Origin of the sequence: Reichenbachiella ulvae, from assembly GCF_025833875.1 — a bacterium.
Classification (GTDB): domain Bacteria; phylum Bacteroidota; class Bacteroidia; order Cytophagales; family Cyclobacteriaceae; genus Reichenbachiella; species Reichenbachiella ulvae.
In genome coordinates, this window is sequence record NZ_JAOYOD010000001.1 from 44949 (window position 1) to 61244 (window position 16296).

Consider the following 16296-nt stretch of genomic DNA (forward strand, 5'->3'; position numbering starts at 1 on the left):
ATAGCTGATAATAGTGATTTAGTACATGCGTTTACAAATCTAGCTTTTATACAATTGATCGCAAACTTTAGACGAAGTAAAAAAAACAAAAACATACCTTTTCTAGGTTTTTTCACCTATGCCACTATTAAATCTTGGTTTTGTTCAATTTTATTTGTGCATGTTGGTTGATTAAGATTGAAATTACCACCGGTTTAGAGTAATAATCATCCCTATTTTTAGGGATTCGGTGATTTCTAGTAGGCTAGGGGTTTTAGATTTTTAACAAAAAGCTGGCTAAAGGAGTACTAAAAACAGATTATTCATACAGGAAACACCAATTATTAATTTGTCAAAAGCTGATTATTAGCATTCTTAAGGTAGTTAAATCACAGCTTGGTAAAGTGCAATTTAATATTCGTAGTAATTAAATTACAGAGTAATTACTCCTAATATCAGATGAAACTTTTAAATAGTAGTAGTATCTACGCCATCAGAGCTTTACTTTATCTAGATCGACACGCTAGCAAGGATATGTATACTAGCATAAGTGAAATGTCCGAAAAGCTGAGTATTAGCTTCCATTTTTTGACCAAAATCATGCAAACTCTGGCTAGAGATGGGATACTTGTGTCGCATCGTGGGCCTACAGGTGGCGTGATGCTTTGTAAGAAAACGGATCAGATTTATCTAAGAGACATTATCAAAACCTTTGAAGATGAGGGTTTTTATGATGGATGTATGCTGGGGTTAGCTGGTTGTAGCGATGAGAACCCTTGTCCCGCCCATGATACTTGGCAAACAATAAAGGATAATCTGAAAACTATGTTCGACAGTTCCACTATTGCTTCCTTAGCAAAGCTGGAGGGAAGAATTGGATTAGAACAATTAAAGGAAGGGTATTAATTCGCTGATAGATTTCTTTGAAGACAGTTTTATTTTTATAAATTGCAGTCCCCTCTATTCTAATGATACATTAATTATTAATGTTGAATCGACCTGTAAAAATGATAAACCGTGTAATTACGACTGCACTGATGTGCATTTTTTTTCCTTTAATTTCCTATGGGCAGATATCCGTGGCTTTATTGGATTTGGAAGAGGGTATTGAATCTTGGTATCAAGAAGTTCTAGGACAGAACAATACTCCAATTGCAAATGGTAGCTATTATCATATAGATCCACAAACCCCTAGACAACATCAGTTTTTGGCTAGTCCAATTTGGGATATTGGTACTGTGTATATGTATGGACAGCAGTTCGATAGTATTCGAATATTGTATAACATATATGAAGATCTTTTGATTGTTGAGAATAGTGGGGTTTTTAGGTCCAACTATCAACCGATTGAACCAAATCAGAGGGCGGTGGATGAATTTTTTATTCATGGTCAGCATTTCGTGAATATTAATAGTGATTCAATATTCTATGGTCCTGGTTTTTATGAAGAAATTTATAAAGGAGAGAATTTGTCACTCTATGCTAAACATTTGAAAACCAAGACGGTGAATGATATGGAGGTTCAATACTTAAAGGAAAATCAATACTTCATTGATGTCGGTGGGCATTATGAGAAGTATGTAAATAGGAGGACTCTTTATAAAATGTTTCCATCACATAAGAAGGAAATAAGATCATTTGCCAACCGAAATGGAGTTAAGGGTAAAAACGAAACATCCATTTATAACCTGATTGTTTATTGCGAACAATTCGTGAATAATTATGAATAAGTTACTCTTACTTTCTTTTATCTGTTTATTCAGTTATTCTCTTCGGGCTCAAGGTGATCGAAGTGTCAAGTCAGACTCTGTATCCCTATCAGAAATGATTCAGGTTATTGAGTCTAATAGTAATAAAATGTTCAGCTATAAAAAGGAATGGATAGAAGGCGTAAAGGTGGCCCAATCCTGGTCCATAGAAGATGATTTTGAGTCTCAGTTAGAGCAGTTATTAAGTCATACAAGGTTGACTTTTTACGCCATGGGAGACTATGTGATATTATTGAACAATAAAGAAATAATCTCCGAACCGCTAATCGTGAATTCTTTTAAAGAAGGCCGAGAAGTAGATGGATTAAATTCGGAAGAAATTGTATTTGCTCAAGAAAAAAGAAATAAGGATCTGGGAGTAGAGGAGACTCTGATTGAAATTGGAAACCGTAAACTCTATGTGAATGGTGAAAGAAGCACCATAGCCGGATATGTGCTGGAGTCTGAAAGTGGAGATCCTGTTCCAGATGCCTATGTGTACATCGAAAGCCCATTTACGGGCACTACGACAGACGAAGAAGGATTTTATTCTTTGAACGTCCCCAATGGTCGTCGAAACATATTGATTCAATCTGTGAATATGAAGAATACTTACAGGAAGCTAATGGTATACTCTGACGGGCGATTGGATGTTAATTTGCAAGTGGATGTAATTGCTTTGAACTCGGTAGTGGTGAGCGCAGAGAGAGAAGCCAATACCAAGAGTCCCCAGATGGGCATGACCAAGATTAAACCAGAAAACATGAAGATTGTACCTGCTTTGTTGGGAGAAAAGGATATGGTTAAGGTCGCTACCACTACGGCTGGTGTACAGTATCTAGGAGAAGGCTCAGCAGGCATTAACATACGAGGAGGAAAAGCAGATCAAAACTTGTTCCTTTTGGATGGTGCTCCCGTCTATAATACCAATCACTTTTTTGGATTCTTCTCAGTTTTTAATTCAGAAGCACTATCAGGAATGGAATTGTACAAGAGTGCAATACCTGCCGAATATGGTGGGAGATTGTCTTCTGTTTTTGACATTTCTTCCAAAAAACCAAGTCAGGAGAAGTTCAAAGGGGCTGGAGGCATAGGCCCGGTGACTTCAAAATTTATGCTCGAAGGTCCTACATTCAAGAATGGCCCTACTTTCATGGTAGGGGGAAGGGCTACATATTCTGATTATGTACTCAATAAGATCAAAGACTCACCACTGAAGAATAACGACGTGTCATTTTATGATGTAATTGCCAAGATAGATCATGATATCAATGATAATAATTCAGTGTCTGTCACGGGATATTTCAGTCACGATAGTTTTCAGTTGTCATCGGACACCTTATTGTCATACACGGATTTTTCCTATCAAAATAAACTGTTGACGGCCAATTGGAGACATGTTTTTAACGATCGGTTACAGGCAGATTTTCAAGTGGGATATAGCCAGTACGATTACAATATAGGCTATGACTTGCTTCCAACTCAAGCCTTTAGGATTGATTATGGGGTAAAACAATCGCAACTGTCAGCTAAGTTTGACTATTTCGTAAGTGAAAAATTGAATTATAAATTCGGTTTGCAGGCCAAGCACACAAGTGTAACTCCGGGAGTGAAAACACCAACTGGTTCAGAATCATTGATATTGAGAGATGAGGTGGGGGATGAGCAAGGTTTGGAACTAGCTCCTTATGTATCTGCATTGTACAGCCCCTCCGACAAAATTTCTGTAGAAGGAGGGGTAAGGCTTTCAGTCTTTAATGTGCTGGGACCTGGTGAAGTAAATCAATATGCGGAAGGTTTGCCTATTGATCCAAATTCCAGAATCGGAAGCAATGAATATGGGAACAATGAAATAATTGAGACGTATTGGGGACCAGAGTTTCGTCTTTCCTCTCGATACTCTCTAAACCAAACTAGCTCGGTCAAAGCCAGCTACAATCGTACTCGGCAAAACATACACTTGCTGTTGAACTCTGCCTCTATAGCTCCGACTGACATGTGGAGGTTGTCCAATGCTCACATCAAACCACAGATAGCAGATCAATTTTCTGTTGGGTACTATAAGAATTTTTATGGGAAGCATATGGTTGAAGCCTCTGCTGAAGTATACTATAAACAGATTCAGAATCTTCTAGATTTCAAAGTTGGTGCAGACCTTCAGTTCAATAAGGCAATCGAAACAGATTTGCTACAGGGGCCGGGTAAGTCCTATGGAGTAGAATTGTCATTGAGGAAGTCTTCAGGATGGTTGACAGGTTGGGTTAATTATACTTATTCCAGGTCTTTGATTCAATTAGATGGAGATTTCCCAGACGAAATCATCAATGGAGGGAATTATTTCCCGACCGGTTATGACAAGCCTCATTATATCAATTCGGTAACCAACTATAAGTTCACTCGTCGTTTTACGATGACGCTCAATGTTGTTTATGCAACAGGTATTCCTACTACTTATCCTACTGGTAAATACAATTACCAAGGGTCAGAAAACTTGTTGTATTCTGAAAGAAATGCTTATAGAATACCTGATTATTTCAGAGTGGATTTGGGTATTAACATTGAAGGGAATCACAAGATCAAGAAGTTGGCGCATTCATTCTGGTCATTCTCAGTTTACAATTTGCTAGGCAGAGACAATGTCTACTCAACCTTTTTCAGAGTTGAGGAGGGAGAGGTCAAAGGATATAAGATGTCTGTGTTTCCAACTCCTATCCCTACCATCACTTATAATTTTACATTCTAATACATGAAAAGGATACTACATATTTCAATATTGATTGCAGGTATATATGCTTGTGTAGAGCCTTATGATTTCGAAGTAAAGGATACCGAAGAAGTGATGGTGGTGGATGTGTCACTAACAAATGAGGTAAAAACTCAAGAGGTGAGATTGTTTCAGTCTTATCCATTAGATGGTACAGAAGGAACTCCTTTGACGGGTGCTGTGATTTCTGTTCAAGAAGTTGAAGGTCAGGAATACCCCTTTATTGAAACTTCAGATCCCGGTGTATATCAATCTGTCGAGCAATTTGGCGGTAGCCCTGGATTGAGTTATGTACTTAAAATTACCACGATAGATGGTCAGGAGTTCGAATCATTGCCAGAAAAAATGCCAGAACCAGTGGCTATAGATAGTATATACGGCAGATATATAGAGAGACCTTCTTCTGATGACGATCGGAACCTGAAAGGAGTGCAGTTCATGGTGGATAACCACAATGATAATGAGGCTTTTTCTAGTTATAGGTTTGAGTATAAAGAAGATTTTTCAATTAATGTGACATACCCTTCAATGTATGAATATTTGGAAGCGGAAGATTCTCTGATTTATAGGAGACCAAGCATTGCAACTTGTTACAATTCTAGGGAGTCGACGGATTTTTTAACCGAAACGACTAGTGGTCAATCAAAAAATCGTTTATCTGAATTTCCAATTGTATATGTGGAGGATAATGAACCACAGTTGCGATTTAATTATTCGCTGACGGTTAGGCAGCTCAGTATATCACCAGGAGCATACCAATACTATAAAAGTTTAAAAGAGAATAATGAGTCCTCAGGAAGCTTTTTTGATAAACAAAAAGGGACTGTTTTAGGGAATATAAGTAACGTGTCGGATCAGGCATTTCCTGTTTTAGGGTATTTCGAGGTGGCAGCTGTTTCTACAGGTTTCAGGTATTTTCCAGCAGGCTCTTTTAGAAGTCAGGGTTTTGTTCCATCAAGATATAGTTTTTGTGATTATAATGAGTATGCTGATACTGTTGCTGTAGATTCCCTAATTTTTTATGATGGATTGGGCTATTCTAAAAATGTATTCACTTACACTGATCCTTCTTTGACTAGTGTAGCAGTGGTCCCTTCCTCATGTAGCGATTGTAGAAACTATGGTGTATTAGAAAAACCTGACTTTTGGGAGTAATGAAAAAAATTGCATTCGTAATATTCGGCTTTTTACTGGGAACTGGAGTCACTGTAGCTCAGCAAAATATCAAGGAAGAAATCTACCTTCATTTGTCCTCAACTGATTTGATAGTGGGCGAAAACTTAAATTTTTCTTCATTCACCTATAGCCAACTAACAGGTAGAGTGTCAGGGTTGAGTTCCCTGATATACATAGAATTGGTAGATGCCAAAGGTAACTCTGTGTTTCAGGGGAAATTTCCTCAAAAAGAAGGAAGATCATCAGGAGATATTTTTCTAAATACTGATTTGGAAACAGGAAATTATAGAGTGGTGGCCTATACTCGATGGATGAAAAATTTTGATCAACGATACGAAAAGGTTATCTCAATTGTTAATCCATATAAAACTTATGCTAATGCTGAAAACGAAGAGGAGTCAGAATATGATTTGAAGTATTATTTCGAGGGTGGGAGCTTTGCTGCTGGATTGGAAAATCAGCTTGTTCTTACATTATTAGATCAATGGGGGAAACCTGCCAAGCTGAAAGCAAGATTGCTTAAAAAGGGAGGTGAAAAGATAGCTGACCTTATATTTAATGATAAAGGAATAGCTACTGTCTCATTTATGACTGATCAGCAATCGAATTATCAAGTAGCTCTTGAGTTGCCATCTAGTTTTAAATTTATTGATTTACCTGCACCTTGTAAGAATTGTACCAAGTTGAGCCTTGTTGATCGTGGAGAAAACCTCCTACTAAAGGTTGAATCCAATAATGTTAATTCAGATAAAATCGGAGTTTTGGAGATATGGAGTCCGGCGGAAATGGTACAGAGATTTAATTCAACCATGCAGTCTCAACATATTTTGACAAAGAAAGAATTACCAGAAGGTAAGCTGATCGCGCGGCTATATATTGATAACATGATCAGCAATGAAAGAGTTTTTTGGAATGGCAGATTGAATAATCTAAAGCAGATCAAACCGTTGGTTTATGGTGTGGATAGCTATGTCCAAAAGAAAGTGGATGTTCCGTCAGAAGGTGTCTATTCGGTTTCTGTAAAAAAGATATATGGATATGAAAGTATCAATCAGTTAGAGGTGATTGCATTGTTTCCTAATTCAATGAATCAAGAGAGAGCGATTTATAAAGAGGAGCTTAACGATCAATTGCTTGATCAAATGATGATAATGAGTAACTGGGAGTTTGATTCTGAATTGGTTGATTCTGTGAAATTCATGCCAGAGTACAAATCTGGTATTGTTCAAGGCAAAGTCACCTCGAACAAGGGTGACTTTGAAGACGTAAATGTGGCTTTATCTTTCCAGGGATCTCAAATGGAACTGGATGCCTATAAAGTTGACAAGAAGGGTCAATTTATTCTTAAATATGATCCTCTATTTGCCAATGAAAAAGGAGTTGTAAAAGTTCTGAATGATGAAGATCAGGAGTATCAAGTTGAGATTTTTGATGAATACTATAAGAATTATAAACCAATGACAGGGCCTTCATTGTCAATTGACTCTGTTCGATTGGCAAAGATTACTCAGCGGGCAATTGCCAATCAAATTCAGAACGCATATTTTGAGGTTGAAGAATATCAGGATTCAACAAGAGCCATATCTACTTTTGGTAGTATGAAATCTTATGTTTTAGATGATTATACTAGATTCAAAACCATGCGAGATACTTTTATCGAATTGGTTTATGAAGTAGGGGTGAGTAAGAATGAAAGTAAGTTTAATCTCAATATGAGGACTGTTGATCTAAGTTATAATGATAAGGCAGATGTTGAGACGATGGTCCTTTTAGATGGTGCTTTTTCAACCTCGGAAGATGTTCTTAAGCTTTCACCCTATTTGGTGGAAAGAATAGATGTGTTGGATCGTAGGTACTTTATGGGGGACGTGATGTTTGATGGAATTATCTCCATTCATACTTTTGAGGGAGATGGCGGTGATACTGAACCTTTTGGACATCAAGTGGATCTTTCGGAGCTTCAGCGTACTTCAGAAGTTACTTCGACAGAACTAGAAGAAAGAGCACCTAAATTCAATGATCTGCTTTACTGGAATCCTTCGATCAATACAGAATCGGATGAGCTGAACATTGAGTTTAAAACCTCCATGGTAGAGGGGGAATATGAAATCCGAATAGAAGGGATTACAAGTACAGGCAATCCCTATTCACATCGATCTACCTTTATTGTTGAAAAGCAACTCCCTTGATTTACAAAGGAGTACTAGTAGGTTGGTCTACAGGTAAAGTGATGATAAAGGCTGTTCCGACACCTAGTTTGGTTTTGAGTTGGAGTTTGCCATTGTGCTTCTTGATGATGTCCGCAGTAATAGAAAGCCCTAGGCCTGTACCTTCACTTTGAGTTTTAGTCGTAAATAGTGGACTAAACATCTTGGCTTTTACATCATCTGGGATTCCTGTTCCATCATCTTGAATGATGACTCTTACATACTTATTATCCAAATTGTTGATGGTAATAGTGATGGTGCCATGTTTCTCAAGTGCATCTACTCCATTACCGATGATGTTGATAAAGACCTGATTGATTTCTCCTTGAAAACAATCGATCTGAGGAACGTTTTCGTCAAACTTTTTGACAATTTCTGCCTTGTGTTTGTACTTGGGTTTTAAAATCAATAGAGCTGCATTCATGACCTGAACTACATCAGCTTTCTGAAATTCGACCTCATCCTTTCTGGAATAAACTCTCAGCCCTTCAACAATCTCCTGAATTCTCGTAGTACCAAATTTGGTATCCTGAATCAATTCGCTGATGTCACTTTTTAGCTCTTCGATCTGATCATTCGAGCCACTAGTGTTTTGGATGTGATTGAAAACTTCTTCTGCATTCTCTTCAATCAACAGCACTCCATTAGAGATGAAGTTGATTGGATTTTTGAGCTCGTGGGCAATACCGGCAGTAAGCATACCAAGAGCTGACATTTTCTCTGCCTGGATCAAACTATCGTGCGTTTCTTTTAAGTCTTTATGGGCCTTCTCAAGCTCCATTCTAATGCGTTTCTCTTTCTGCAAGCTCTGCTTCAGCTCAGTCTGTGCGAGTTGTAGATCGCTGTTAAATTTCTTGATGCTAACGTTACTAGCAGTAAGTTTTTCATTACTTTCCTGAATGGTCTTTTGTTGTTGTGCCAAAAGCTTGTTGAGCCTTCTTACTCTTACGTACTCTATCCCTAGGATGATAATCAAAACAACGACTGCTATTAAAATGGTTATGTAGTAGAGCCTTTGCTGATTCTGTAATTCTACTTCCTGCTCCAGAATCAGCTTTTCTTCTTCAGCAATCTTTCTTTTATTTTCTTCATCTTCCTTGGCAAGGCGGTTCACTTCTGATTCCAATTTATATCTGGCCAGTTCTGCTTGTCTTTCACGGTTTTCATATTCGTGATGAGCTACAAGTAGGTCCTGATGCGTGTATTCAGTAGCCAAAGCGGAATGATCTAGCTCTTTGTCTCCCAAAAGGTAGTCATGTGCCAAATCTGATAATTGCTTTTTTTCCTGCTTATGTACATTGTCTAATATGCTCGCTTCTTTCTCTAAAATGGCAGCTTCCTCTCGTTTGATGATGTCAAGTGCATTCTTTTCCAGTTTTTGGGCATATAGCTGAGCCTTATTCACTTCAGATTCAGAAAGCTTCTTGGGTAGATCAAAGCTTATTTGTTGTGATTCATAGGCCTGACGATTTTTAGGGTAGCTTTTGATAGCTATATCCAGATACTCCTGATATCTGTCTGCCTGTTTCATCTGATCGTAAAATTGGGACAAATGATAGGCTAGCAAACTGGATTTCTCGCTGTTGCCTTCCTTCTTGATCAGATCATAATACTGTTTGGCATATTTCGCTCCTTTTTGAGGGTCGTTTTTAGCATCATAGATTTCAATCAGGGCATCATAAGCCTCAAATTCGAAATACTCGATGCTGTCTTTTAAGGCAAGGGCCAAAAGGTTTTGAAACTCTTGTTCTGCCTGATCAAGTAGGTGAGCTCTAATCGAATTGTATCCAGAGGCCAGTGAGATTTCGATCATTCCCAGTTCGTAATCTATTCTTTCAAATTGCTCATAGGCCTTGTTATAATACTCTGTCGCTTTATCAAATGCACTAAGACTTGAAAATGTATTGGCTAGAGAGAAATAAGCATTAGCGGATATGGAATAGTTCTGCCTGTGTTCGGCAGTCATCGCCATATTCATGAATAAGTTGACTGTTTCCGGGTATTTTTCCTGGGATAGGTAAATTTCCCCCTTTAGGTTACGCGCTTCCCACGCCAATTGCACATTTTCTATTTTGTCAGCTCGTGATTCGGCTTGTTTGGCCAGGCTCATAGCATAGCTGTCGTTTCCAGCAGCAAAGTTCTTCCTTCCTTTTTCAAGTAGCTGGTTAATTCGTAATTCTTCTGCCTGATTGATGTCTTGCGCCATAGCAGAAGAGCAAATAACTAAAAGAATGAATAAGGATATGCTAAAGTAGTTTTTCACGAGTCCTTTTATAGTTTTATTTAGTTTCAAATGATCTATTCTAGTCGGTTTTCTTTCCTAAGATAGTCCTCTTCATGGAAAATACTAGAATTAGAAGCAATCAATTACAGGTGGGTATAAAATCAAAGCGGTGGCAAATCTATTAATAATAGATATGCCACCGCATAGTATTAAGGTTATTTTGTATTATTCTGTGATCGGGATACCAAAAAAGAATTCTAATACTTTGATCTTGAAAATATAGTCAAATTTGGTTCTCACCAATTCTGACTGTGCAGCCTCTAATTGCTGCTGTGTCTGAGTGAATTCGAAGGAATTGATAACCCCAACGTCGAATCGCTCCTGAGCATAATCATAGGCCTGCTGACGGGCGATCAGGGTCTTCTCGGCTGCCACGTATGCTTTGGAAGCAGCGAGTGCATCATTGTACGATTGGTACACAGTGCTTTCCAAGTCTATCTTTGTGTTTTCTAATTGCAAACGTGCCTTTTCTAATGTTATTCTGCTCGTCTGCATATTTACGTGATTGCGAAAGCCATTGAAAATGGGGATTTGAAGCTGAAGGCCAAATACATGTCCGCCGTTTCTATCAAATTGATCATAAATAGGATCAGGAGAAACGGTAGTACTAGTGATAGTAGGTACTCTTACGGGTTCTTGTGTGCTAGTCACATACCCTAAAATGGGATCGCTTGTGGGATCCGCTGGATTTACAATTGGAGTGCCAGCTCTATCCTGATAGGAGGCTCGAGTATTGTAAGAATAGAATGCTGAAAGAGTAGGAGATATTCCTCCTACAGCTAGATCATAGTTGACCTCAGCTATTTCGACATTGGTCTCACTCACTTTGACCTCATTTCTAATCTCTAGCGCTTTCTGATAAATATCAGATGGGCGTGTGTCCAAAATGACCGAAGCAGGGATGTCATAATCCTCCGTAGAGATGTCGAAATTTTCATAATCGTTGATCAACAGTAGTTGTGCCAGATTGATCAGCGACAGTCTTACGTTGTTTTCAGCCACTACGATCTGTTGTTCTTGACTAGCAGAGTTGGCTTCTAGTTCATAGATTTCCCCTTCTGGTAACTGGCCATTTGCAATCAAAGTTTGGGTTCGCTCTAATTCTTGTTGAGTCAAGTCATATTGCGATTGCCGAACTTTTAATGTTTCCTTATTGAACAGAATTTGCAGAAAAGAATTGGCCACCATCAGTGCAATGTCATCCTTCATGCCATCTATTTGATACTGGTTGGCCAGTATCTGCAAGTTGGCGCGGTGCATCGTGTTGAGATTTGTCAAACCCTGAAAAAGGTTAACTCCTGCATTTAAACCGACTGAAGTGTTTTGGGTAGTTTGAACCTTTAGTGTTCCATCGGTTACATCTTGTGTCAAACCATTGTTCCAGTTGTGGGTTGCACTGGCATTGACTGAGGGTAAGAAGTTACCCATAGCACTCTTTTTATTGTATTCCGCAGTTTGTACGTCCAATTGACTTTGCTGTATCGAAATGTTCTTTTCCAATGCATAGGTTACACATTCCTCCAGAGTCCATTTTTTTACTTGTGCAGAAGCACTCAGACTAAATAGTAGCGCGAGCGTTGCTAGGCTTATATTCAATTTCATTCTTAGCTTCATTTTTGATTATCCGTTGGAGTCACCTCTTTTGACGGGCTCTGTTTTATTCCAAACTTTGATTTCATCCTCTTTGCTGACACCAGAAATCACTTCGGTATTGATGCCATCAGATAAACCAAGTTTGAGGTATTGCTTTTCGTACTCTTGCTCTCCTTTTTTCACTTCAACAAAAGCACTGTCCGAGTTAGGGACATATTGTACCCATTCTTCTTTGATCGAAAGGACAGAGTCTCTGCTCTCAAGTACCATGGTAGCATTCGCACTGTAACCGGCACGTACGAATTGATCTCCAGAAAGCGTTACATCCGCTTTGATTTCGAATTGTACTGCTCCATTTTCTTCTGTTCCCTTAGGAGCGATAAATCTCAGAATGGCGTCATATTCGTGATCGTCGATGGCTGCCAAACTTATTTTTAGCGGCATACCTACTTTTAGCTTCCCAACTTCTGCTTCATCTACTTTTCCTTCGAAAATCATTTTGTCCAGATCTGCGATGATTGCAATGGTAGTCCCTTGGTTGAAGTTGTTACTTTCGATTACCTGATCTCCTTTTTTAACTGGGATGTCGATGATCGTCCCTGTCACAGTCGCACGGATATTGGTATTAGCTGCTCCACCACCTGCTGTACCTAGCTTGATGATTTGCAGGTCATTTCTCGCATTAGCCAATTCTTGCTTGGCTTGCGAGTAGCTCAATTCCGCACTGTTAAAGGCCTGATCAGCAATTATACCCTTTTCGTAGAGTTTTTTGTTTCGGTTGTATTCCAACTCAGCATTTTTCAATACGATTTCTGCATTGCTAACACGCCCTTTGGCGCTGTTGAGAGAGGCTTCATTCGGGACGACCTTGATTTTAGCAATCAAGTCGCCTGTTTTCACTTCCTCACCTTCTTCTAGTAGCACATCCTCTATGATACCTGAAAGGTTGGGTTTAATCTCCACCTCATCTTCAGGTATTACCTTTCCGGTAGCCACTGTCTTGTTTTGGATAGTTGCCTTAAAAGCCTTGGCCGTTTCGAACTCTATGACCGCTTTTTGATTGGATTTGACAAAGAAGTATGCAGCATATCCTGCACCCGCCAGGAATATGATGATCAATAAAACTTTTAGTACCTTTTTCATTTGTATGTAATCTGTTTTTAATAGGTCACTTGGAATCTCTATGAAATACTTCACCCTGCTGGAATGAAGTACTTATTTAGATTTCATTTGATTTGAATTGTTTTGGTTTTACCACAGACTTCTTTCATTAAGTCATGGCTCAGCATGAGCAATCTGTTCAGTTGGTTATATGTTTTCATGCTTGATTAATTATTAATTGAGTTTTCGATTTATTCTTCTCTTAGTGCGTCTATAGGTTTAATACTAACAGCTCGCTGAGCAGGAATGAGCCCTATCAGCGTCCCCAAAGACACCATTAGGATCAATGCTCCAAATATCCATTCCAACGGTACGGTCGGATTGGTATAGGGGAAATCAATTCCTTGAGTGGCTGAGTTGATCACACTGAGCACCACCGCACCAAGTATGATTCCCATAAAACCTGCCATCATGGTCAAAAAGATAGATTCTAATAAGATCTGTCCTCTAACCTCACCAGGAGTAGCACCTAATGCTCTTCTAATTCCTAATTCTCTGGTTCGTTCTTTGACCGAAATAAGAAGGATGTTGCCAATACCGATCACACCGGCCAAAATGGTTCCAACTCCCACTACCAGAGATAAAAATGTCATGCCTTTGGTGAATCCCATGATTCGGTTGAACATTTCGCCCAGATTAAATGAACCAATGGCTCGCTCGTCTTCTGGTGCTACTCTATGGATTTCCTTGAGTACTTTTTTGATGTCCTTTTCTACCTGAATCACATCAGCTTCTGGATAAGCTGCAATTGCAAACCAGCCTACCCGATCCCCTTTGTTGTAGAGTTTGCTGAAGGTGGTAAATGGGATATAAATATCACTATCACTTTGCATGCCGCCACCTTCTGTGGTTTTGTGGACACCTACTACCTGAAAAAATATTCCATCAATTCTGATGAATTTCCCTACAGGCTTTTCATCTTTTTCGAAGAGCTCATCACGGGTTCTTTCTCCTATGACACAGACTTTACTGGCATTCTCAATATCTCGATCATTGAGGAATCGCCCTCCGTCAAATATTTTCTTGGCATCTATCTTAGCCAGGATGGGAAAATCTCCATAAGTGGTATAGGATCCGCTTTTGGTGCCATAGACAGTCATGGCTGGCGCACTGCCCCAGTTTCCTGTGTTGTTTCGAGGCGCGATGTATTGAATTTCAGGAACTTTAGATCTTAAAATGTCTACATCTCCCAACTTCAGACTGAAGTATCTTCCTCTTTTAAATCCGTCATAGGGAACGCTCGTATTACGAGTCCACACAAACATACTGTTCATGGCCATGCCTTTGAATTCACGTTCGAACCCATTGTCCATGCCTTTGGCAGCTCCTGAAAGTACGATATAGATGAAAATACCCCAAAGTACTCCAATCACCGTAATGATGGTTCTAGCCTTGTTTTTTCGAATCGAATCGAAAATCTCTTGCCAGGTGTCTATACTGAAAATAAAACCCATACTTATTCGTCTCTTAGTGCTACGATTGGTTTGATCCTTGCTGCTCTTCGTGCGGGTATATAGCCTGCTATAGCTCCGAACAAAACGAGTGCGAGTGTGGCTGCTATACCTGTATTCATGTCCAGATAAGGATTCGTAATAAAATAATCTTTGAGCTTGTCGCCCACCGACTGCAACACCATCACACCGGCAAATAACCCTAAATAGCCAGCTATAATGGTGATAAAAATAGATTCTTGAAGGATCATCCCTGTTACAGTAGCAGGTGTGGCTCCCAGTGCTTTTCTTATGCCCAGTTCTTTGGTTCTCTCTTTGACAGTGAACACCATGATGTTGCTAATGCCTATGACTCCAGCGATTAGTGTACCCAGTCCCACTAGCGAAACAATGATCTGCAGCACAGTCGCCAATTGCTGATTTTGCTGGAAGTTTTCTGCTACATTTCTGAAATAGATTCCTGCTTGATCTTCTGGATTAACAAAGTGGCGCTCTTTCATGAATTCCTGAAGCTTGTAATAGAATCCCATGGCACCCATATAGCCGATTTCTGGTTTGAAACCAATCACGATTTGATTGATTTTGTCATTGTTCATCTCATTCAGCTGCAGCGTGGTATAGGGCATATATGCTGTTCTCTCTTCTCTGTCTCCACCATCGTCCTGAAATACGCCTATTATCTTATAGTTACTGTTTCTCATATCAATGAACTTTCCAAGGGCATCTTGACCATCGAAAAGATCTTGCTCTATGAGTCTACCAATCACTATGTATTTCTCTTTTTTTAGAATGTCCTTTTCATTGATATAGCGTCCTTTCATCATGATGGTTTTTTCCAAAAATTGATGAGGAGGGGCTACAGCCCGAACAGGGTAGGTGTTAGATTCACCCTCGTATTTAAATTCGAAATTGCGATAGATACGAGGCGTGATATATTGGATGAATGGAGCAAATTCTTCTAATATCACTTCTAAATCCTCATTGTCAAACTCAATCTGCCTGTTGGATTTGTATCCTTTATAGGGCATAGTGGTTCGGTTGGGATAGATGAAAATGGTATTGGTCGCATCATCCATAAAGAACTCTTGGAAAGTGTTCTTCAATCCATTGCCAAATCCAAAAAGTATCACAAATATGAAAATCCCTAATGCAACGGTAAAGCCAGATAAGGAGGTTCTAAGTTTGTTTTTGGATATGGCCTGAAATATCTCTTGCCAGCGATCTCTACTGAACATGTTTTTCTGCTCTAACTTGTTCGACTTTGGTATCCTCTGTAATGACCCCATCCTTCAGTCGGATGATGCGCTTACACATATGAGCAATATCCTCTTCGTGTGTCACGATCAAGATGGTCTTGCCTTCATCGTTGATCTTTTGAATCAAATCCATCACCTCATAGGAAGTAGTGGAATCTAATGCCCCCGTCGGCTCATCTGCCAACAGAACTTTGGGAGTCGCTGCTAGTGCTCTGGCAATGGCAACCCTTTGTTTTTGTCCCCCAGACATTTCGCTTGGTAGGTGATCTGCCCACTGTCCCAGGCCTACTTTCTCCAGATATTGAAGCGCTATTTGATGTCTTTCTTTTCGGTTTACTTTTTGGTAAAGTAAGGGAAGGGCTACATTGTCGGTGGCAGATTTGTAATTGATCAGGTTGAAGGACTGAAACACAAATCCCAAAAATTTGTTTCTGTAGTTGGCAGCTTTAGTTTCATTCAGGTTTTTGATCAAGACATTGTCCAGGATGTACTCACCTGTATCTGCCTCGTCTAGCATTCCCAGTATGTTGAGTAAAGTTGATTTCCCTGATCCGGACGAACCCATAATCGCTACGAGTTCTCCCTCTTCGATATGTAGGTTAATCCCTTTTAATACTTTCAAGGAATTACTACCCATTTGATAAGACTTGTGTACGTCTTTAACTTCTATCATGGGA

General features: G+C 39.3%; 11 protein-coding genes. 5 read left to right on the forward strand and 6 right to left on the reverse strand.

Annotated features, from left to right (window positions below; translation table 11 throughout):
- Positions 1-438: 438 nt before the first annotated feature.
- The 5 genes from N7U62_RS00115 (at position 439) to N7U62_RS00135 (ending at position 7856) form a co-directional block, all read left to right on the forward strand.
- A complete protein-coding gene (locus N7U62_RS00115; RefSeq protein WP_264135836.1) occupies positions 439-885 on the forward strand; it encodes an RrF2 family transcriptional regulator in 447 nt (148 codons plus the stop codon).
- A 101-nt stretch (positions 886-986) separates the two neighbouring features.
- A complete protein-coding gene (locus tag N7U62_RS00120; protein WP_264135837.1) occupies positions 987-1709 on the forward strand; it encodes a hypothetical protein in 723 nt (240 codons plus the stop codon).
- Positions 1702-4470 (forward strand): TonB-dependent receptor, encoded by a 2769-nt coding sequence (locus tag N7U62_RS00125; protein WP_264135838.1) that lies wholly within the window; start codon positions 1702-1704, stop codon positions 4468-4470. Before N7U62_RS00120 ends, N7U62_RS00125 begins: the two co-directional genes overlap by 8 nt.
- A gap of 3 nt (positions 4471-4473) precedes the next feature.
- Positions 4474-5646, forward strand: a complete 1173-nt coding sequence (locus tag N7U62_RS00130; protein WP_264135839.1) for a DUF4249 domain-containing protein — start codon at positions 4474-4476, stop codon at positions 5644-5646.
- The gene (locus N7U62_RS00135) at positions 5646-7856 is read left to right on the forward strand and encodes a hypothetical protein (protein ID WP_264135840.1); all 2211 of its coding nucleotides are present in this window, start codon (positions 5646-5648) and stop codon (positions 7854-7856) included. The genes N7U62_RS00130 and N7U62_RS00135 overlap by 1 nt, the downstream gene beginning before the upstream one ends.
- Position 7857: 1 nt before the next feature.
- Here the strand turns inward: N7U62_RS00135 and N7U62_RS00140 are convergent, their stop codons facing one another.
- From N7U62_RS00140 to N7U62_RS00165, 6 genes are all read right to left on the reverse strand, one after another.
- The gene (locus N7U62_RS00140; RefSeq protein ID WP_264135841.1) at positions 7858-10167 is read right to left on the reverse strand and encodes an ATP-binding protein; all 2310 of its coding nucleotides are present in this window, start codon (positions 10165-10167) and stop codon (positions 7858-7860) included.
- A 156-nt stretch (positions 10168-10323) separates the two neighbouring features.
- A complete protein-coding gene (locus tag N7U62_RS00145; RefSeq protein WP_264135842.1) occupies positions 10324-11760 on the reverse strand; it encodes a TolC family protein in 1437 nt (478 codons plus the stop codon).
- A gap of 18 nt (positions 11761-11778) precedes the next feature.
- Positions 11779-12894, reverse strand: a complete 1116-nt coding sequence (locus N7U62_RS00150) for an efflux RND transporter periplasmic adaptor subunit (protein WP_264135843.1) — start codon at positions 12892-12894, stop codon at positions 11779-11781.
- A 209-nt stretch (positions 12895-13103) separates the two neighbouring features.
- A complete protein-coding gene (locus tag N7U62_RS00155; RefSeq protein ID WP_264135844.1) occupies positions 13104-14366 on the reverse strand; it encodes an ABC transporter permease in 1263 nt (420 codons plus the stop codon).
- Between the two features lie 2 nt (positions 14367-14368).
- Positions 14369-15598, reverse strand: coding sequence for an ABC transporter permease (locus tag N7U62_RS00160; RefSeq protein ID WP_264135845.1), 1230 nt, complete (start codon positions 15596-15598; stop codon positions 14369-14371).
- Positions 15588-16292, reverse strand: a complete 705-nt coding sequence (locus N7U62_RS00165) for an ABC transporter ATP-binding protein (RefSeq protein WP_264135846.1) — start codon at positions 16290-16292, stop codon at positions 15588-15590. The genes N7U62_RS00160 and N7U62_RS00165 overlap by 11 nt, the downstream gene beginning before the upstream one ends.
- Positions 16293-16296: the final 4 nt, after the last annotated feature.

Coding starts and splice junctions, on each gene's coding strand:
- N7U62_RS00115 (WP_264135836.1), top strand. CDS start 439: ATGAAACTTTTAAATAGTAGTAGTATCTACGCCATCAGAGCTTTACTT.
- N7U62_RS00120 (WP_264135837.1), top strand. CDS start 987: ATGATAAACCGTGTAATTACGACTGCACTGATGTGCATTTTTTTTCCT.
- N7U62_RS00125 (WP_264135838.1), top strand. CDS start 1,702: ATGAATAAGTTACTCTTACTTTCTTTTATCTGTTTATTCAGTTATTCT.
- N7U62_RS00130 (WP_264135839.1), top strand. CDS start 4,474: ATGAAAAGGATACTACATATTTCAATATTGATTGCAGGTATATATGCT.
- N7U62_RS00135 (WP_264135840.1), top strand. CDS start 5,646: ATGAAAAAAATTGCATTCGTAATATTCGGCTTTTTACTGGGAACTGGA.
- N7U62_RS00145 (WP_264135842.1), bottom strand. CDS start 11,760: ATGAAATTGAATATAAGCCTAGCAACGCTCGCGCTACTATTTAGTCTG.
- N7U62_RS00150 (WP_264135843.1), bottom strand. CDS start 12,894: ATGAAAAAGGTACTAAAAGTTTTATTGATCATCATATTCCTGGCGGGT.
- N7U62_RS00155 (WP_264135844.1), bottom strand. CDS start 14,366: ATGGGTTTTATTTTCAGTATAGACACCTGGCAAGAGATTTTCGATTCG.
- N7U62_RS00160 (WP_264135845.1), bottom strand. CDS start 15,598: ATGTTCAGTAGAGATCGCTGGCAAGAGATATTTCAGGCCATATCCAAA.
- N7U62_RS00165 (WP_264135846.1), bottom strand. CDS start 16,292: ATGATAGAAGTTAAAGACGTACACAAGTCTTATCAAATGGGTAGTAAT.